The organism is Kiritimatiella glycovorans (assembly GCF_001017655.1).
In the GTDB taxonomy this organism is placed as follows: Bacteria; Verrucomicrobiota; Kiritimatiellia; order Kiritimatiellales; family Kiritimatiellaceae; genus Kiritimatiella; species Kiritimatiella glycovorans.
Genome location: NZ_CP010904.1, coordinates 1,161,154 through 1,179,406, shown reverse-complemented (window position 1 = coordinate 1,179,406; position 18,253 = coordinate 1,161,154). Strand labels below are relative to the sequence as shown.

General features: G+C 64.4%; 15 protein-coding genes and 1 tRNA gene. 10 read left to right on the top strand and 6 right to left on the bottom strand.

Translation table 11 applies throughout. From position 1 onward, the window contains the following. Positions 1–15 precede the first annotated feature (15 nt). Both L21SP4_RS04865 and L21SP4_RS04860 read right to left on the bottom strand, forming a co-directional pair. On the bottom strand, positions 16–1,107 hold the full coding sequence (locus L21SP4_RS04865) for an aldo/keto reductase (RefSeq protein WP_052881605.1): 1,092 nt from the start codon (positions 1,105–1,107) through the stop codon (positions 16–18). Then, positions 1,097–2,065, bottom strand: coding sequence for a CPBP family intramembrane glutamic endopeptidase (locus L21SP4_RS04860; protein ID WP_160300683.1), 969 nt, complete (start codon positions 2,063–2,065; stop codon positions 1,097–1,099). The genes L21SP4_RS04865 and L21SP4_RS04860 overlap by 11 nt, the downstream gene beginning before the upstream one ends. A gap of 341 nt (positions 2,066–2,406) precedes the next feature. Between L21SP4_RS04860 and icd the strand changes: the two genes are divergently transcribed. Together icd and L21SP4_RS04850 are read left to right on the top strand one after the other, a co-directional pair. Further along, complete coding sequence (gene icd / locus L21SP4_RS04855) at positions 2,407–3,675, top strand: NADP-dependent isocitrate dehydrogenase (protein ID WP_052881603.1); 1,269 nt, start codon at positions 2,407–2,409, stop codon at positions 3,673–3,675. Then, complete coding sequence (locus L21SP4_RS04850) at positions 3,672–4,517, top strand: RluA family pseudouridine synthase (RefSeq protein ID WP_052881602.1); 846 nt, start codon at positions 3,672–3,674, stop codon at positions 4,515–4,517. Before icd ends, L21SP4_RS04850 begins: the two co-directional genes overlap by 4 nt. Before the next feature lie 5 nt (positions 4,518–4,522). Here the strand turns inward: L21SP4_RS04850 and zwf are convergent, their stop codons facing one another. Beyond that, positions 4,523–6,151 (bottom strand): glucose-6-phosphate dehydrogenase, encoded by a 1,629-nt coding sequence (gene zwf, locus L21SP4_RS04845; RefSeq protein WP_052881601.1) that lies wholly within the window; start codon positions 6,149–6,151, stop codon positions 4,523–4,525. A 30-nt stretch (positions 6,152–6,181) separates the two neighbouring features. Between zwf and L21SP4_RS04840 the strand changes: the two genes are divergently transcribed. After that, positions 6,182–7,273 (top strand): LptF/LptG family permease, encoded by a 1,092-nt coding sequence (locus L21SP4_RS04840; protein WP_052881600.1) that lies wholly within the window; start codon positions 6,182–6,184, stop codon positions 7,271–7,273. 88 nt (positions 7,274–7,361) lie between these two features. Here the strand turns inward: L21SP4_RS04840 and amrS are convergent, their stop codons facing one another. Together amrS and argS are read right to left on the bottom strand one after the other, a co-directional pair. Beyond that, positions 7,362–8,432, bottom strand: a complete 1,071-nt coding sequence (amrS, locus tag L21SP4_RS04835; RefSeq protein ID WP_052881599.1) for an AmmeMemoRadiSam system radical SAM enzyme — start codon at positions 8,430–8,432, stop codon at positions 7,362–7,364. 497 nt (positions 8,433–8,929) lie between these two features. Next, positions 8,930–10,645 carry an arginine--tRNA ligase gene (gene argS / locus L21SP4_RS04830; RefSeq protein ID WP_052881598.1) on the bottom strand — a complete coding sequence of 572 codons (1,716 nt, stop codon included), beginning with the start codon at positions 10,643–10,645 and terminating at the stop codon, positions 8,930–8,932. 215 nt (positions 10,646–10,860) lie between these two features. On the opposite strand from argS, the gene L21SP4_RS04825 reads away from it, so the two are divergent. Next, positions 10,861–13,443, top strand: a complete 2,583-nt coding sequence (locus L21SP4_RS04825; RefSeq protein ID WP_052881597.1) for a hybrid sensor histidine kinase/response regulator — start codon at positions 10,861–10,863, stop codon at positions 13,441–13,443. 38 nt (positions 13,444–13,481) lie between these two features. Here L21SP4_RS04825 and L21SP4_RS04820 read toward each other — a convergent pair. Continuing rightward, positions 13,482–13,555 (bottom strand) — tRNA-Gly (locus L21SP4_RS04820). Positions 13,556–13,791: 236 nt separating this feature from the next. On the opposite strand from L21SP4_RS04820, the gene L21SP4_RS04815 reads away from it, so the two are divergent. The 6 genes from L21SP4_RS04815 to metX all read left to right on the top strand — a co-directional run bounded on the left by L21SP4_RS04815 (position 13,792) and on the right by metX (position 18,232). Then, the gene (locus tag L21SP4_RS04815; RefSeq protein WP_052881596.1) at positions 13,792–14,217 is read left to right on the top strand and encodes a DUF4870 domain-containing protein; all 426 of its coding nucleotides are present in this window, start codon (positions 13,792–13,794) and stop codon (positions 14,215–14,217) included. After that, positions 14,214–14,597 (top strand): DUF2752 domain-containing protein, encoded by a 384-nt coding sequence (locus tag L21SP4_RS04810; protein WP_144413759.1) that lies wholly within the window; start codon positions 14,214–14,216, stop codon positions 14,595–14,597. Before L21SP4_RS04815 ends, L21SP4_RS04810 begins: the two co-directional genes overlap by 4 nt. A gap of 45 nt (positions 14,598–14,642) precedes the next feature. Further along, positions 14,643–15,065 (top strand): nucleoside 2-deoxyribosyltransferase, encoded by a 423-nt coding sequence (locus L21SP4_RS04805; RefSeq protein WP_052881594.1) that lies wholly within the window; start codon positions 14,643–14,645, stop codon positions 15,063–15,065. A gap of 3 nt (positions 15,066–15,068) precedes the next feature. Further along, complete coding sequence (locus L21SP4_RS04800; RefSeq protein WP_052881593.1) at positions 15,069–15,713, top strand: SOS response-associated peptidase; 645 nt, start codon at positions 15,069–15,071, stop codon at positions 15,711–15,713. A gap of 81 nt (positions 15,714–15,794) precedes the next feature. Continuing rightward, positions 15,795–17,087, top strand: coding sequence for an O-acetylhomoserine aminocarboxypropyltransferase/cysteine synthase family protein (locus L21SP4_RS04795; RefSeq protein WP_052881592.1), 1,293 nt, complete (start codon positions 15,795–15,797; stop codon positions 17,085–17,087). Then, entirely contained in the window at positions 17,084–18,232 is a 1,149-nt protein-coding gene (gene metX / locus L21SP4_RS04790; protein WP_052881591.1) for a homoserine O-acetyltransferase MetX, read from the top strand. The genes L21SP4_RS04795 and metX overlap by 4 nt, the downstream gene beginning before the upstream one ends. The last annotated feature ends 21 nt before the right edge of the window (positions 18,233–18,253 follow it).

The following is an 18,253-nucleotide window of genomic DNA, read 5'->3' as shown; positions in this document are numbered from 1 at the left end:
ATTTTGACGCAAGACTCACTCAGTGCTCTCACTCAAATCCGCCACCTCGTTCAACCGTTCGATGATCGGCAGGTGCTGGGTACAGGCCTGCTCACACTGACCGCACTGTGTGCACTTCCCCGCCTCTTCCGGCGAGAGGCCCCAGTGCATCCTCAGGCGCTGAACCACCTTTCCCGGACGGTTCTCGAGCTGAAGGACGTTGGCGGCGTCCATCAGCTTGGGGATCGGCACCCCGGAGGGGCACGGAAGACAGTAGCCGCATCCCGTGCAGAACCCCTCGAAGCGATCGCGGATGCGCTCCTTCAGCCGGTCCATGTGCTCCTGTGAATATGGACGGAAATCCTCAAGCGCCGCCGCGGCGGTATCCACGTCGTCCGCCCCCCTGAAGCCGACGAGCGCCCCCGTGATCCCGGGCGCGGAACAGACGAACCTCAGCGCCGCTGTCACCACATCGGGGTCCGCTCCATCGCGCAGAAAATCGAACGATTCCGGATGCTCCGGAATCAGTCCGCCCGCCAGCGGATTCATCGCCATCACGCCCATACCGCGCTCCTGCGCTTTGCGGACCGTGGCTTCTCTCAGCGGAAAATTGAGCGCGTTGTAGCCCAGCAGGACCCCGTCGAAGATTCCCTCTTCGATGACCTCGTCCGCTTCGTGATGGCCCATGTGCGTGGAGAAGCACAGGTGCTCGATCAGTCCCTCTTCTCTGGCGCGCAGGGCCGCGTCCACGGCTCTGCCGCGCTTGCGCTCGATCCATTTTTCCCGGTCGAGCAGGCACCAGATATGAAAGAAGTCGATCCGGTCGACACCCAGTCGTTCGAGCGACCGTTCGAGCTGTTCGCGCAGTTCCGAACCGTCGCTTTTCATGCTCTTGGTGGCGACGTGATAAGTGCCGGGCTTCATTTGACGCAATGCGCGTCCGGTGATGGTTTCGCTGCGGTCTTCGCAGTAGCCCGGGGCCGTGTCGAAATAGTTCACGCCGGCTTGATAGGCGCGCAGCAGCGTTTCAGCCGAACGTTCGGTATCTTCCGGTACGGCATGACGCATCCCGCCCGCGGCGAGCACGGAGATCCGCTTCCCGGTGTTTCCATAGGTTTTATAGATCATTTTCGCCCTCCCCTGTTCCCGGATCGCTGAGGTCTTCACTGTAAATTCCGGCGGGCACTCGCGCGCGGACCCGCTGTCGCAGAGGCGCGGCGGCCCACAGGCGGAAGCCCAGCAGGGCGGCGAGAAACAGGGCGGCCGCCGCGACGCCCGCCGCGTCTTTCGACAGCCACTCGCTGGGCCCGAACCAGAATCCTCCGTCCCCGCTCCCGTGGTCGAGCAGGGTCTTTGAAACCCGCATCGCGCAGACCCATCCGGCATGAAGCCCGATACCCGCGTACAAGCTGCCGGTCAGCTCGTACAGGAGGCTCAGCAGGGCCCCCATCAGGAGGAGCGTGGTAAACTCCGCCGCGAACGTGTCTTCGACGCCTCCGAAAAGAGTGGACAGCACACCCCACCCGCCCGACGCATCCTCCCCGGGTCGGATGAAATGCACGGCGGCGAAGATCAGGGCCGCGGAGATGACCGCGGCCCTCATCCCGACCATCGACCGGAGGGCGCCGTACAGGTACCCCCGGAACAGAAACTCTTCCAGTATGCCGACCAGCATCGCCCCGGCCGCGATTTCAGCGGCATGCACGACCCACCCGGCCGGAGAAAGCGCCGACGATGCAATCACGAACGCCCCCGCCGCGAGGCCGAGCCCGTAAAGGGCCATCATGCTCACGGCGCCGGCCGCCGCCCCCGTCGCGACGTTCCTCCGCGCCCGCTCCCGGTTTGCGGCCAGCCCGAAATCCGCCGGTCGTCTGAAGCCGGCCATGCGCGTACAGGGCACCAGCAGCAGAAGGGCGAACCCCATGATGCAGCGGGAGACGACGCGGTCGAAATCCGCATCCCAGACCGTACCCTCCGGGGCCCAGCGCTGCAGAAACGCATAGACATGCGGCGCCGCCCACGCGCCGACCAGCGGCGCGCCGGCGAGCAGCAGTATCAGCGAACCGGCCAGGTTGGTCTTTCGCATTCCCATCACAACGTTGCGGCCAGTGTGTCAGATCATGCCGGCTGAGACAACGCGAAGGCTGCGGAACCCTGTCTGCGGAGGACTCGCGAACGACCAGCGATTCTCATTATGGCTTCACCCTTTTCGGTCGGGGTGGCACCCGACCCTCCCAATGCCCAAAAAGGCGTCGGATATCGAATCGGGAGGGACGGCTGCCACGCCGTCCGCGGTCGGAATGCGGCCATAATGAGAACTGCTGGCGAACGACGGGTCGCGGTTGACATTCCTCTTCCGGACGGAGAATATGATGGGCTTATCGATGACGAATAAAAGTGCCGAACCAAACGTGAGGAGACGTGTTCATGGCGTATCAGCATATCCGGGTTCCTGAGAAGGGCGAGCCCATCAAGGTCCGCGAGGACGGACATCTCGACGTACCGGACGTTCCGGTCATTCCCTTTATCGAGGGCGACGGCATCGGTCCGGACATCACCCGCGCGGCGATGATCATATGGAACGCCGCCGTGAAAGAGGCCTACGGTGAAGACCGCGCCGTGAGCTGGATGGAGATTTACGCCGGGGAAAAGGCCGTCGGGGTCTACGGCGACCAGACCTGGCTTCCGCAGGAGACGATCGAGGCCATCCGCGATTGGCACGTGGCCATCAAAGGGCCGCTCACCACACCGGTCGGCGGCGGCATCCGCAGCCTGAACGTGGCGCTGCGCCAGAAACTGGATCTCTACGTATGCCTGCGCCCGGTCCGCCACTTCCCCGGTGTCCCGAGTCCGGTCAAACGCCCTGAACTGACGGATATGGTCATTTTCCGTGAAAACGCCGAGGACATTTATGCCGGCGTCGAGTGGGAGGCGAAAACGCCGGAGGCGGAGAAGGTGATCCGCTTTCTGCAGGAGGAAATGGGCGTCACCCAGATCCGCTTCCCCGAAAGCTCGGGGATCGGGATCAAGCCCGTGTCTGAAGACGGCACCCGCCGGCTCGTGCGCGCGGCGATCGAGTATGCCATCGAGCGCCACCGCAGCTCCGTCACCCTCGTGCACAAGGGCAACATCATGAAGTTCACCGAAGGCGCCTTCCGCGACTGGGGCTACCGCACCGCCGCGGAGGAGTTCGGGGCGAAGCCGCTGGACGGCGGTCCCTGGCACGTGATGACGCATCCCGAGACGGGCGAAGAGATCGTGATCAAGGACGTCATCGCCGACGCCTTTCTGCAGCAGATCCTCACCCGGCCCGACGCCTACGAGGTCATCGCCACGATGAACCTCAACGGCGACTACATCTCCGACGCGCTGGCCGCCTGTGTCGGCGGCATCGGCATCGCCCCCGGCGCCAACATCAATTACGAGACGGGGCACGCGCTGTTCGAGGCCACGCACGGGACGGCCCCGAAGTACGCCGGCCAGGACAAAGTCAACCCGAGTTCCCTGGTCCTCTCCGGCGAAATGATGTTCCGCCATCTCGGATGGGAAGAGGCGGCCGACGCCATCTCGCGGGGCATGGAGCGGACCTTCGCCAACCGGACGGTCACCTACGATTTCGCCCGGGCGATGGAGGGAGCCACCAAGGTGAAATGCAGCCAGTTCGCTCAGGCCGTCGCGGACCACATGCGGGCTTGAAAACGCGCACCCTCCATGTGAAACCCGGCGAGCGGCGTCTTGCGCTCGTCGACTACCTCGCGCGCCAGCTCGGCCTCTCGAAAAAGAAGGCCAAGGCCCTGCTGGACCGCCGCAACGTGTTCGTGAACCGGCGTCGCACCTGGATGGCGAAACACGAACTCAATCCCGGGGACGTGGTCGACGTCTCGCTCGAAAAACCCGTACACGAACCCGCTCCTTCCGCGGGGGGCGTTCGCGTACTGTTCGAGGATGAGGATTATCTCGTCGCCGACAAATCCGCGGGTCTGTTGACCGAGAGCGATCCCTCATCGCTGGAGGCGCTCCTGCGTCGGCGGTCGGGCGCACAAAGCCTCCGTGCGGTGCACCGGCTCGACCGGGACACTACGGGGTGTGTGCTTTTCGCGAAACATCCGGAAGCGCGGCGCGCGGCGATCGATCTGTTTCGCGACCGGCGCGTGACCAAAATCTACCGGGCGATCGCCGCCGGGCGGTGGCCCCGGAAGGAGGACCGCATCCGGAGTACGGTCGACGGACAGGAGGCCCTGACGGATCTGCGCCGGCTGGACGCGAACCGCAGCGCGAGCTACCTTGAAATCCGGATTCTGACCGGACGCACCCACCAGATCCGGCGGCACCTGAGTCGTGAGGGACATCCCGTCGCCGGGGACAAATCCTGCCCGGCCCATGTGTTCCCGGACGACCGTCTGGCGCTGCTCCCGCGCCAGATGCTGCACGCCTACCGCCTGTCCTTCCCTCACCCCCGCCTCGGAAATGAGGTGCGCACCAGCGCCCCGATCCCGGAAGACTTCGAGGCCGCACTGCGTGAATTCGGCTTGAAGTAGGGGCGCTACTGCGGGTTATGCCATGCCCTCACGAGTCCCGTCTTGCGGCAGAGGCATTCGTCGGGGAGATCGGAACACTGGAAAAGGCGATCCGCTTCGGCCGGCCCCCAGGACCCGGCCGGATAGGAATAGAGCGGCGTCCGGTCCATGGCCTTGAGTACAGGTTCGACTACCGACCAGCCGGCCTCGACTTCATCCGACCGCGTGAAGAGCGTGGTGTCGCCCCGCAAGGCGTCCAGCAGCAGGCGCTCGTAGGCCTCCGGCAGTTCACGCCCCCACTTGCCGGCGTAGGAGAAATCCATATCCGCCTGCTCCACGACAAAGGGCAGCGTCGGGCGTTTGACGGCCATGTTCAGAAAGATGCCCTCCTGCGGCTGGATGCGGAAGATCAGTTTGTTCGGCTGCACCCCCCGCACGTCGCAATGCGCCCCTTCACACTCCACTCCGCGGAAAAGCTTTAAGGGCGGATGACGAAAATGCACCGCCACTTCGGTCAGTTTGCGTTTCATCCTCTTTCCGGTCCGGACGAACACGGGCACGCCGGACCAGCGCCAGTTGTCGATGGACAGCCGCACGGCGGCATACGACTCCGTTTCGGAATCGCGGTCGACCCGATCCTCGTCCCGATACCCGACCGCCCTGGTTCCGTCATCCATCACGCCGGCCGCGTACTGGGCGCGGCAGAAGGCCGGCGAGGCGTCGCCGCGCCAGTCCACGCGCAGGGCCTTCAGCACTTTCGTCTTCTCATTGTGAATGGCATCGGAGTCGAGCCCGGAGGGCGGCTCCATGGTCAGCAGGGCCAGCAGCTGGAGGAGGTGATTGGAGAGCATGTCGCGGATCGCGCCGTAGCGGTCATAATACCCCCCGCGTCCGCCGCCGACCCCGAGCGCCTCCGCCGCGGTGAGCTGAATGTGGTCGACGCACGTCCGGTTCAGCACCGGTTCAAAAAGCGTGTTGGCGAACCGGAAGGCCATGACGTTCTGTACCGCCTCTTTGCCGACATAATGATCGATCCGGAAGATCTGCTTCTCGTCCAGCCCTTCGAGCAGCGCCCGGTTCAGCGCGCGGGCGGATTCCAGGTCGTGTCCGAAAGGCTTTTCGATGACGGCCCTCCGCCAGGCGCCCTCCCCCGCCTGAGCCGCCGAATCGGAATCGATCAGACCGTGCTCCCGGAGGTGGTGCGCCGCTTCGATGAAGAGGTCGGGTTTGAGAGAAAAGTAGAACAGTCGGCCGGACGGATAGCGATCGCCGCCCCGGTCGAGATGATCGCGCAGCGACGCATACGTGTCGGGCGCCTCGAGATCGCCGCGGAAGTATTCCACGTGCTCGAGGAACTCCGAACACCGGTCCTCCTCGTCCTGCGGAGCGCACCGTTCCCTGATCCCCTCGCGCAGGCGTTCCCGGAAACTTGGATCGTCGTAAGGACGACGCGCCACGCCGATAATCGCAAACCGTCCGGGCATAAGGCCGGAGCGGTACAGTTGAAACAGCGCCGGCACCAGTTTTCGCCGGGTCAGGTCGCCGGAGGCGCCGAGGAGGATCATGACGGCATCGTCGGGAGGGGTGACCGAGGGGTCGGGGTGCAGTCCGGTCTCGTAGGTCCGATGCTCCCCGTCGGCTGTGCGCTTGCTCATGCATCCTCCTCCGTCTAAAGTAGAGCGGCCATGAAGCTGATCTATCGCTATCTCCTGGGAAAACTGCTGCTTCCGCTCGGGTGTATCCTTACGGGCTTCACGCTGCTCTATGTCATCTACGACATGGTGGACAAATCGTCGGATTTTATCGAGCACGATTTCCCCGCGGTCGCGGTGTTCCGGTACTACGCCCTGCAGCTTCCCTCGTTTCTCACGCTGATCATCCCCGCCGCCCTTTTGCTGGGGGTGCTCTACAGCCTGGCCCGCCTCAGCCGGCACCACGAGATCACGGCGATGCGGGCGACGGGCATCAGCATCTACCGGCTGGCGGGACCGTACCTGGTGGTGGGTCTGGTCGCCAGTGCCGCCACGTTTTTGATCAACGAGCGCTACGCGCCGGATGCAGCCTGGAGGGCGGAGCAGCTCATGGCCTATCACGAGTCCGATCCCGATGAGCGCAGCGAGGTCTACTTCGCCGCCGCCCTGCCCCTGAAGCTTCCCCGGCGCAACCGCGACTGGTTTGTCGAGCGGTTCGACACGCGCGACTATACGATGCACGGCGTCACCATGACGCAGCAGCATCCGGGGGGCTCCGCCACGGAATACGAGACGCAGCGCGCCCTGTGGATCGACGGCCGCTGGTGGTTCATGGATGTGACCGTGCGCGAGTTCGATGCCGACGGGAACCTGAAAGGCGCGCCGGAATTCGCGCTGCAGAAGGAGATGACCCGCCTCACCGAAAACCCCCGCGATTTTCTCAGCGTGATCAAACCCACCGAGTTCATGTCCGCCGCGGAATTGAGACACTACCTCCGGCGCAATCCTCAGCTCTCCGACGAAGTGCGCGCACGCAAACGGACGGACCTCATGCACCGGCTGGCGACGCCGTGGGTGTGTGTGATCGTCGTTCTGCTGGGCATCCCCGTAGGCGCTCACACCGGCCGCCAAGGGGTGTTCGCCGGCGTGGCGACCACGCTGCTGTTCTTCTTCGGCTACTACCTGTGCCAGCTCACCGGCGAAGCACTGGCTAAAAAGGAACTCCTGGATCCCGTCGCCGGCGCGGGCGCCCCGGTGCTGATCTTTCTCGTGATCGGGGCGGCGCTGGTCTACCGGATGAGATAGCCGCCGGCGTGCGCGGATACCGTCCGCGCTTTCAAAAAGATCCTGCCGTTCAGCAGGATCGCCGCACTTCAGAGGCTTCGCGCCATCCCTATCCCACCTCGACCGGCATGCAGCGGGGACCCCACATGCCGGGTCCGGATTCGAAGACCCCCGGGCAGACCACCCCGCAGGAGGCGCAGCGGCCCTGTTCGTCGAGCCCCCACCCCCGCAGCCGGTAGCCCTGGCGGTCGATGAGCCGCGCACCGCAGCCCGGACAGTAGGTGCGGCCCGCTTCGACCGTGCTGATATTTCCGAGGTAGACAAAGCGGAGGCCGTTGTCTCGAGCGATGCCGCGCGCGCGTTCCAGCGTTTCGAGCGAAGTCGGGGCGACATGATTCATCTCGCCGGCGGGATGAAAGGCCGAGAAGTGCAGCGGAACGTCGGGACCGAGTTCCGAGACCACCCAGCGGGTCATGGCGTCGAGTTCCTCGTCGCGGTCGTTTTCACCGGGAATGAGCAGTGTCGTCAGTTCCAGCCAGACGTCGGTCTCGTGTTTGAGATACACGAGCGTATCGAGCACCGGCTTGAGATGTACGCCGCACAGACGGCGGTAGAAATCCTCGGAAAACGCCTTGAGATCGACGTTCGCGGCGTCCATGTGCGCGAAGAAGGTTCTGCGTGCCCCGGGCGAGATATATCCCGCCGTGACCGCCACGGTACGGATGCCGCGCGCGCGGCAGGCCCGTGCCGCATCGACCGCGTACTCGAGATAGATGACCGGTTCATTGTAGGTGAACGCCACACTGCGGCAGCCGTGGCGCTCCGCCGTTCGCGCGATGGCTTCGGGCGCGGCCTCCTCCGCGGTCGTCGCCACCTGGCGCGAATGGCTCAGGTGCCAGTTCTGACAGAAGGAGCAGGAGAGATTACAGCCCGCCGTGCCCAGGGAGAGCACGGGCGTCCCGGGCAGGAAGTGATAGAGGGGTTTCTTCTCCACCGGATCAATACAGAAGCCGCTCGACTTCCCGTAGGTGGTGCAGACGACATGACCGTCCTCGCGTCGCCGGACGAAGCATTTTCCCCGCTCCCCCTCCCGGAGAGAACAGTGATGCGGGCATACCGTGCACTGGACCCGCCCGTCGCCGAGTTTCCGTTCAAAGGTTCCGGTCCCATCCGACATCATGCCGACACCCTATCAGGATGAGTGAGAAACCTGAAAGCTGAAACCTGAGTAAGACGGTTCATCGTAGATTTTTGGTTATTCGTGGATTTTTATGGTGAGCGGCGGCAAGTCCGCTCGCCACACAACGTACGCGTACTCGTACTCAGCGAAGCGGTACTCGTACTCGAATTCCTTGAATCGGGGGAGTGGGATCGCGCCTTCGGCGCTCCGAGTACGCGTACGAGTACGAATTATGTTCACCCCCCCTCAACCAACCTTCATGTCCTTCATGTGAAGGTAGGGACGGACCTCCGGGCCGTCCGCAAAAGAGCGGCGCGCTCGGAGATCGCGCCCTGCCCAGAAATCGCAAAGACGAATGAGAAGAGCACAGGCAAATAAATCGTGCGTTCTCTCTCACTTTCGTAGTAGGCCCGCAGGTCCGCGGAGCGGCTCCACCGCAAAAATCTGCGAAGAGCCAGATTTTCGCGGAACGGCTGGAATCGTGGCGGCGATCTTTTCTAAATCCGCTCCGGCGCTTCGATCCCCAGCAGATCCAGGCCGGTTTTGAGCACGCGGGCCACGAGGTCGCAGAGACGCACGCGGCTTTCGCGCACGCCCTCCTCCGCTTTGAGGAATGGAACGTTCTGGTAGAAGCTGCTGTAGACCTGTGAGAGGTTATAGAGATAGTCGGCCAGGATATTCGGCCGATACTGTTCCGCCGCGCCCAGGACCGCGGCCGGGAAGCGGGTGAGCAGACCGGCGAGGCGCCGCTCGACCGGCTCCTCAATCCGGATCGGCCAATCGTCGCAGCGACCCTCCGGGAAACGCTCCCGGTAGCGGTCGCGCACGCTGGCGATGCGGGCATGAGCGTACTGCAGGTACGGGGCGGAGTTGCCGTCCATCGCCAGCGCCTTGTCCCAGGTGAACGTGACCAGGCTCTGCGGGTTCTGGCTCAGATCGACGTACTTGACCGCGCCGATGCCCACGGCGCGCGCCACCTCGCGCTGCTGATCGGCCGGCATCTCCGGGCTGCTCGTCTTCACCACCTCCAGCGCGCGCCGCTCGGCCTCGTCGAGCAGGGCCTCCAGCTTAATGACGTTACCCTCGCGCGTGGAGAACGTGGCCTCCGGGAGCCGCATGAGTCCGAACCAGACGTGAACCAGGTCCGGTTTCACGCCCAGCGCGCGGCTCACGTGGAAGACCTGACGGAAGTGGAGCTGCTGACGCTCGTCGGTCACATAGATGATGCGTTCAGGGGCAAACTCCTCTTCCCGCGCGAGAAGGGTGGCGATATCGGTGGTCGCGTAATTGTACGCACCGTCTTTCTTGCGCACGATACAGACCTTGAGATCCTCGTCGCTCAGATCGCAGATGAGCGCGCCCTCACTCTCCTCCGCGAGTCCGGCCGATTCCAGTCTCCCGATCACATCCGGGAGGCGGTCGTGGTACCAGCTCTCGCCGCGGACCAGGTCGAAACGCACGCCGAGGCGGTCGTACACGGCGCCGAATTCCTTCAGGGAGAGTTCCACGAACGTGCGCCAGAGTTCCAGGTTCTCTTCGTCCCCCTGCTGCAGCTTGACCAGCTCTTGCCGCGCCTGATCGCGCCAGGTGTCGTCCTCCTTCGAGCGGTTGTAGCTTTCGACATAGATCCGTTCCAGCTCTTCTGCGGGGTGATCCTCAAGCGCCTGCCCATCGCGGAAATGACGATACCCGAGAATCAGCAGGCCGAACTGCGTACCCCAGTCGCCGAGGTGATTGTCCGAGATCACCTCGTACCCCGCAAACCGGTACAGCCGGTCGAGGGCGTTGCCGATGACCGTCGATCGAATGTGGCCGATATGCATGGGCTTGGCCACGTTCGGACTCGAGTAGTCCATGATCACCGTCCGCCCCTGCCCCGGATCCGGGACGCCGAGCCTCCGGTCGCCTCCCATCTCTTCGAGTGCGCCGGCCAGAGCGGAGTTCTTCAGAAAGAGATTGATGAAACCCGGGCCGGCGACCTCGACGCGGTCGACCTCTTCGGGCGGCGCCTGGGCGTCGACCGCCGCCCGGGCGATGTTGCGCGGGGCGGTCTTGAGGATCCCCGCCAGCTTCATCGCCGCATTGCACTGGTAATCGCCGAACGACTCGTCCTTCGTAGGGTAGACCGCGAACTCCGCACCGCCGAAATCCGTCTCCGGAAACGCCGCCCGGAACGCCTCGCCCACCCATTCGCTCAGTTGCCTCTCCAACATGATCCCCGCCTTGTTTCTGCCTGAAACCGTCGAGCGAGTGAACCTAACAGAGAACCCGGGATTTACCATGAAGAAAAGAAGGGCATAAGGCTCTATACACATAAAGAAGACGCGGGGGCATGGGATATCCCGGATTGCATTGGTCGCGGGGTTGGCCGTACAGTGCCGCCCAAACGGGCGGTGCATGCCGCCCGGAAGCAGAATCCGGAGCCGATATGCCCGTACGCCTCAGATGGTTATGCCTCGCCGTTCTTATGGCCTGCCCGGCCGTTCCCGCCGCGGACACGCCGGTCCGCATCGGCGTGCTCGCGAAGCGCGGACCCGATCGATGCCTGCAGCGATGGTCGCGGACGGCTGAATATCTCAGTGATACGCTCAGCGGCTACACCTTCACGATTGTGCCGCTCGGTTTCGAAGAGACCGCAGAGGTCGTGGCGAACAGGGGGGTCGAATTCATCCTCGCCAACTCCGCCGTGTACGTCGAACTCGCCGCGCGGCACGGCGCGGCACGAATTGCCACGCTGAACAACCTGGGGCCGAACCGCACGTCGCATTCGGTCTTCGGCAGCGCGGCGATTTTCCGGCTCGATCAGAACCGCTTTCCTTCGTGGGAGGATTTAAAGGGAGCCCGGGTAGCGGCCGTGAACGAGCGTTCGTTCGGGGGCTGGCTCGCCGCGCGGCGGGAGATCCGGAAGGCCGGCCTCCGTCCGGAGCGCGATTTCGCTTCGCTGTCTTTCAGGGGGACGCACGATGCGGTGGTCTGTGCCGTGCGCGACGGAGAGGCGGACGCCGGGATCGTGCGCACCGACACGCTGGAGCACATGGCCGCCGAGGGCAGCATCCGGCTGAGAGATTTCGCCGTCGTACCCCCGCCCCGGCCGGACGGCGATGACGAAGCGTTTCCCTTCCTGCACAGCACGCGTCTCTACCCTGAATGGGCCATGGCCAAGGCGGCGCATACCCCCAACGACCTGGGCCAGAAGGTCGCGGTCCGACTCATGGAACTGCACCGGCAGAGTGCGGCGGCGCGCGAGGCGGAGATCGCCGGCTGGCTGGTCCCGCTCGACTACCACCCGGTGGAGGGTTGCCTGCGGGAACTGCGTGTGCGCCCCTTCGAGAACTACGGCCGTGTGACTGTCGGCGAAGCGATCCGACAGCACTGGCCTTTTGTCACAGCCCTCGCCGCGCTGATCCTGGGGCTGATCGTCATCACCAGCCTCACCCTGCACCTCAACCGGCAACTGATCGAAGCCCGGCGCGAGGCGATTCGCGCCGCCGAGGCCAAGAGCCTCTTTCTCGCCAACATGAGTCACGAAATCCGCACGCCGATGAACGCCGTCATCGGCATGACCGACCTCCTGCTCGAATCCAGACTGAGCCCGGAACAGAACGAATTCGCCCACATCATCAAGGTCAGCGGCGAGACGCTGCTTGCCCTGATCAACGACATCCTCGACTTCTCGAAGATCGAGGCGGGCAAGATGGAGCTGGAGCGCAAGGACTTCGATCCCGCGAAGTGCGTGGGAGACACGCTGGATCTCATGGTCTCCAAAGCCGCGGAGAAGGACATCGAACTGGCCTACGAAATCGACAGCAACGTCCCTTCGGTCGTGCGCGGGGACCCCGGACGCGTGCGCCAGGTGCTGCTCAACCTGTTGAGCAATGCCGTCAAATTCACGCCGCAGGGCGAGGTCGTCATCCATGTGAGCGCGGAGACGCGCGGCGGCGCGCCGATGCTCCACTTCGCGGTGCGCGACACCGGCATCGGCATCGAGCACGACAAACTCGACCAGATCTTCCGCGCCTTCAGCCAGGCCGACGCCTCGACGACGCGCCGCTACGGGGGGACCGGCCTCGGCCTCTCGATCAGCCGTCGTCTCGCCGAACTGATGGGCGGCCGCATGTGGGCGGAGAGCCGGTCCGGCGAGGGATCGACTTTTCATTTTACCATCCGCGCCGGCAGCACGCAGGTAAAGCACCGGATCCAGAACGAACGGCACCCGTTCCGGCCCGAGAACTGCGATGTGCTGATCGTGGACGACAACGACACCAATCTGGACATCCTGTCCCGTCAGCTCACGCGCTGGGGTCTGAACCCCGTGGTCTATCCCCTGCCCTCGCAGGCGCTGCGGTCGATCGAATCCGGCCGCTCCTACGCCCTGATGATTTCGGATATGCAGATGCCGGAGATGGACGGCACCGAACTCGTCCGCGCCGTACGGCTGCATCGGAGCGGCGATGAACTGCCGATCATCCTGCTTTCCTCCATGGGACTCGACCGCATGGACGATTCGCTCGAAGTCGCCTGCCGGCTCAGCAAACCCGTCAAACCCGAGCGCCTGTACCGCGTGATCGACTCCATACTGCGCGGGAACGCCCCGCAACAGGGTGAAAAATCGGATCCCGCACCGGCCGCCAGCGGGTCGGGCCTGCGCATCCTCGTGGCCGAGGACAATCAGCTCAACCGCCTGGTCGCCCTGCGCACCCTGGAAAAGCTCGGCTGCCGCCCCGACTTCGCCCATAACGGAGTGGAGGCCCTGGAGCGTCTCGAGGAGAAGGAATACGACGTGGTGCTGATGGACATCCAGATGCCGCGCATGGACGGGCTCGAGGCGACCCGCGAGATCCATCGGCGCTTTTCCGAACGCCGTCCGGCGGTGATCGGCACCACCGCCCACGCCTCCAGCGAAGAGCGCGGGGAGGGCCTCGCCGCCGGCATGGACGAGTACCTCACCAAACCGGTTCAGCTCGCCCGCCTGCGCGAACTGCTGCAGGACCTGAACGAGGCGCGATCGTAATCCGGCCCGCCGGAGTCGCGGCCTGCGCGGAGAAGGACTGGAGCGGGTGACCGGAATCGAACCGGCACAACCAGCTTGGAAGGCTGGGGCTCTACCATTGAGCTACACCCGCTTGGGAAGAGAGGGGAGACGGTAGCTGAATACGGCGCGAAATCAAGTCTTATCCCTCCGATAACGAGCGTTCATACGCTCTCCCCTGATAAATCTTCATCCCCTTCAGGGGCTTCGTGGTCTATCCCCCTCCCGAAAGCGATCCATCGCGCTTCCGTCTATCCGTCGCCTCACGCTCTTTCTTGCCATGCCGCCGGATGAGACCTACAATCCCGTTTCAAAGAAAGGGGGCCGCATATGAATGAAGATCCGCAGGACACCTCCCGCCCTGAAGAGCAACCCGCAACCGAACCTCAGCCGGTGCCGGAGGTCCCGCCGCCGGATGTGAAGGAGGGACAGCCGCTGGCGATTCTGAGCTATGCGCTGAATTTCGTTTCGCTGCCCTTCTTCCTGATCCCGCTGCTGATGCGCAATAATTCCTTTGCGCTCTATCACGCGAAACAGAGCCTGCTGCTGTGGATCGCCGGCGTGGCGATCAGCGTGGCCGGAGTGGCGCTCAGCTTTATATGCGTCGGATTAGCCATCCTGGTGCTCGGCGCGATCTTTCTGCTGGTGGAGAATATCATCGGCCTCGTCTATGCCTGCCAGGGCGAGCGGCGGCCGCTGCCCTGGATCGGCGCCTGGGCTGAGCAGTGGTTCCGGAGCATCGAATTGAAGAAGTGAGTCCGGCCTCCTCCATGGCGGCCCGCGCCGCGGGTGTGATCCTCGGCCTGGCCGCGGCCGGACTCCCTCTCGCGGCCCGGGTATGGCCCGGCGCGCCTGCCTGTCGCTTTCACGCGGCTACGGGACTGCCCTGCCCCGCGTGCGGAACGTGGCGCGCGCTGGCTCATCTCGGGCGCGGACAGTGGGCCGCGGCCTTTGCGCTGCAGCCGCTGGCCTCCGGGTGCGTCCTCGCAGCGTTCGCGGCGGCGTGGGTGCTGCTCGCGAGACCCGCCCGGCCCATACCCGACGGCCTCCGCCGAACGCGCCCGGCCCGGCTGCTGATCCTGCTTTTACTGCTGTGGATCGCCAATTGGGTTTACTTGCTCGCGCACGGCGTTTAGCATGCAGGGTCCACTGACAGTCCGACTCAGACAAGGCGTCTATTCATGATGGAGAAGAAAAAAATTTATCTCTGCGGTCCGATCATGCACGAAGAAGACGGCGTGGCGCGGCGCTGGCGGAAGAAGGCGCACGAGGACCTGGGGCACAATTTCATCATACTGGATCCGATGCGGCGCAATTTTAAAGACCGCGAAGTGGACAGCAGCAACGAGATCGTCGAATTCGATCTGCAGGACGTGCGCGACGCCGACATCCTGCTGGTCAACTACTGTAAAAATTCCGTAGGTACCGCCATGGAGGTTTTCTACGCCTCCCACGACCTCGGGAAGTTCGTGGTGGCCTTTTCTCCCTTCGAGTACAGGGAGTGCAACCCGTGGATGATCCGCTTCTGCACCAAGATTCTTCCCTCGCTCGACGAAGCGACCCGCTACATCAGGGAACATTTCATCATCCAGCAGATCGTCTGACCCATGTGCGGAAGATTCACCAGGACCGCGAAAGCCTCCGCGGTGGAGGAGACCATCGCTCCCGCCGCGCCCGGGACCCCGCTCGAACCGCGCTACAATATCGCGCCGACCCAGTCCGTCGCCATCCTGCTCAACGACGATCCCGGTCAGCTGGTGCGGGCGCGATGGAGTCTGCTTTTCCCCTGGGACGAAACCGGTGACGGGCCGACACCGATCAACCTCCGGCTGGAGAGCGTCGAACAGAAAAAAGGCATCCGGCGTATGTTCCGGGAGCGGCGCTGCCTGGTGCCCGCCGACGGGTTCTACGAATGGCGCCGCGAGGGGGCGGGAGATAAGCAGCCGTTCTATTTTCATCTGCCCGGGCGGCCGCTCTTCTATTTCCCCGGCATCTGGTCGCAACGTCCGGAGAGCGGCCCGACCTTCGCGCTGCTCACCGCCCCGGCGTCCGAGACGGTTCGCCCCGTCCATCCCAGAATGCCGCTGATGCTCGCCCTCGATCACCGCGATCTCTGGCTCGGCTCCACCCTTCCCGACCCCGGAATCCTGAGAGACGTGGCGAACTCATTTGACCTGCACCGCTACCCCGTCTCCCCCGCCGTCAACCGGCCGGATCACGAGGGACCCGAACTGATCGGGCGCCGTCATTAGCCCCGGCCGGCCGTGCCTTCGACACCCGACCGCCATTTGCGCCTTTCATCCTGTGCACGGAATTCGTTACATTACGCGATTATGGACTTCACACACGCAAATCTTGAGACACGCTGCCTGCATGCCGGGTTCGAGGCCGACCCGGCCACGGGGTCGTGTGCCGTGCCCGTGTACCGGACCAGCGCCTATGTGTTCCGGGACACCCGCCACGCCGCCGATCTGTTCGCGCTCGAAGAGCTGGGCAACATCTATTCGCGCCTCACCAATCCCACCGTGGATGTTCTCGAGCGGCGCCTCGCCGCGCTTGAAGGCGGTTCCGCCGCCGTGGCTCTCTCGTCCGGCACGAGCGCGGTGTTCTACAGCATCATCAACCTCGCGCAGGAAGGGGATGAGATCGTCGCTTCGAACCGCCTCTACGGCGGCACGTACACCCAGTTCCACGACATCCTGCCCCGCTTCGGGATCAAGACCCGTTTCGTCGATCCGCGCGACCCCGCCGCATTCGCCGCGGCCGTCACGCCGAAGACCCGCGCGCTGTACACCGAGACCATCGGCAACCCCGGACTCGTAGCCTCGGATCTGCCCGCCCTCGCGGAGGTCGCGCACGAACACGGACTGCCGCTGATCGTCGACAGCACCTTCACCACGCCCTATCTGCTGCGGCCGCTCGAGCACGGCGCCGACATCGTCGTGCACTCCCTCACCAAGTGGCTCGGCGGACACGGCAACGGCATTGGCGGCGTCGTCGTCGATTCCGGCCGGTTCGACTGGACGACGGGCAGGCATCCGCTGCTCTCGGAACCGGATTCGAGCTACCATGACGTGCGTTACGCCACCGATCTCGGCGAGCTGAACCCGGTGGCCTACGCCATCCGGCTGCGGCTCGTCCCGCTTCGTAATCTCGGCTCCTGCCTCTCCCCCGACAACGCGTGGCAGTTTCTGCAGGGGATCGAGACCCTCCCGCTGCGCATGGAGCGTCATTGCGCCAACGCGGACGCGGTGGCCCGCCATCTCGAGACGCATCCGAAGGTGGAGTGGGTCCGTTACCCGGGGCTCGAAGGCGATCCGTCGCACGAAGTCGCGGCCCGTCTTCTGCCGCGCGGCTGCGGAGGGATGGTCGTCTGCGGTCTCCGCGGAGGCGCGGACGCGGGCCGGGCCTTCATCGAACGCCTCGAGCTGTTCAAGCACCTCGCCAACGTGGGCGATGCCCGTAGTCTCGCGATCCATCCGGCCAGCACCACGCACTCGCAGATGACCGCGGAGGAACAGGTCGAGGCGGGGATCGATCCGGGCATGGTCAGACTCTCCGTGGGACTGGAGCACATCGACGACATTCTGGCCGATCTGGATCGCGGACTGGAGGCGGTGGAATGAGTGAGGTGGAAACCCGTTTCTTCACATTCGGCGAAGAGGCCGGGGACCGGCTGGAGCTGCAGCCCGGCGGCCGCTTCGGTCCCGTTACCCTGGCGTACGAGACGTACGGCGAACTCAATGCCGACCGCTCGAACGCCGTGCTGCTCTTTCACGCCCTGACGGGGAGCCAGCATGCCGCCGGATTCAACCCCTCGGTGCCCGGGGTGGAATCGCTCTGGAACCACGAATGCCGACAGGGCTGGTGGGACGATTTCATCGGTCCGGGCAGGGCCCTGGATACGGACCGGTTCTTCGTGATCTGCGCCAATTACTTCGGCGGCTGCTACGGCTCGACCGGCCCCTCTTCGCTGAACCCGGAGACCGGAAAACCCTACGGGTCCGCCTTTCCGAAGTTCGGCGCCAACGACATCGTGAACACCCAGGTGCGGCTGCTGAACCACCTGGGCATCGAGCGTCTGTACGCGGCGGCCGGGGCTTCGCTCGGCGGACTGCTCACCCAGAATCTCGCGGTCCGCTTCCCCGAACTGTGCGAACGGTTCGTCCTGCTCGGGTGTGCCCTCGAGATCAGTACGCTGACGCGGGCGCATAATTTCGAGCAGATCCTGGCGATCGAAAACGACCCGAATTTCAACGAGGGGGATTATTACGGCGGCCCCTCGCCGGAACGCGGCCTCGCCCTTGCCCGGATCATCGGGCACAAGACCTACGTCTCGCTGAGCACGATCGAAGAGCGGGCACGCGACGAATGCATTCAGCGCGACGAGGAATTAAGCTGGTACCAGGTGCGCCGGCCGCTGGAATCCTATCTCCTCCACCAGGGCCGCAAGCTGCTCTCGCGCTTCGACGCCAACACCTACCTGCACCTCATGGCCGCGTGGTCCGACTACGATCTGCTGCGCGACGCGGAGCGGGAGTCCTACGGGGATCTTTTCGCGCCGTGCCGTCATCAGCGCTACATGATCTTCAGCATCGATTCGGACGTCTGCTTCTACCCGGAGGAACAGGAGAAGATGCACCACACGCTGGTGAAGCACCGCGTCGCCTCGGAACATCTCACCGTGCACTCCGACCGCGGCCATGATTCGTTCCTGCTCGAACCGGACCTCTACACGCATCACATCCGGCGGTTCCTGGAGAGCGGATAAACGACCTGAACGGCGCGGCGT

Excerpts from the sequence above, each read along its gene's own strand:
- L21SP4_RS04865 (WP_052881605.1), bottom strand. The coding sequence starts at position 1,107 with ATGATCTATAAAACCTATGGAAACACCGGGAAGCGGATCTCCGTGCTC.
- L21SP4_RS04860 (WP_160300683.1), bottom strand. The coding sequence starts at position 2,065 with ATGCGAAAGACCAACCTGGCCGGTTCGCTGATACTGCTGCTCGCCGGC.
- icd (WP_052881603.1), top strand. The coding sequence starts at position 2,407 with ATGGCGTATCAGCATATCCGGGTTCCTGAGAAGGGCGAGCCCATCAAG.
- zwf (WP_052881601.1), bottom strand. The coding sequence starts at position 6,151 with ATGAGCAAGCGCACAGCCGACGGGGAGCATCGGACCTACGAGACCGGA.
- L21SP4_RS04840 (WP_052881600.1), top strand. The coding sequence starts at position 6,182 with ATGAAGCTGATCTATCGCTATCTCCTGGGAAAACTGCTGCTTCCGCTC.
- amrS (WP_052881599.1), bottom strand. The coding sequence starts at position 8,432 with ATGATGTCGGATGGGACCGGAACCTTTGAACGGAAACTCGGCGACGGG.
- argS (WP_052881598.1), bottom strand. The coding sequence starts at position 10,645 with ATGTTGGAGAGGCAACTGAGCGAATGGGTGGGCGAGGCGTTCCGGGCG.
- L21SP4_RS04825 (WP_052881597.1), top strand. The coding sequence starts at position 10,861 with ATGCCCGTACGCCTCAGATGGTTATGCCTCGCCGTTCTTATGGCCTGC.
- L21SP4_RS04815 (WP_052881596.1), top strand. The coding sequence starts at position 13,792 with ATGAATGAAGATCCGCAGGACACCTCCCGCCCTGAAGAGCAACCCGCA.
- L21SP4_RS04805 (WP_052881594.1), top strand. The coding sequence starts at position 14,643 with ATGATGGAGAAGAAAAAAATTTATCTCTGCGGTCCGATCATGCACGAA.
- L21SP4_RS04800 (WP_052881593.1), top strand. The coding sequence starts at position 15,069 with ATGTGCGGAAGATTCACCAGGACCGCGAAAGCCTCCGCGGTGGAGGAG.
- L21SP4_RS04795 (WP_052881592.1), top strand. The coding sequence starts at position 15,795 with ATGGACTTCACACACGCAAATCTTGAGACACGCTGCCTGCATGCCGGG.
- metX (WP_052881591.1), top strand. The coding sequence starts at position 17,084 with ATGAGTGAGGTGGAAACCCGTTTCTTCACATTCGGCGAAGAGGCCGGG.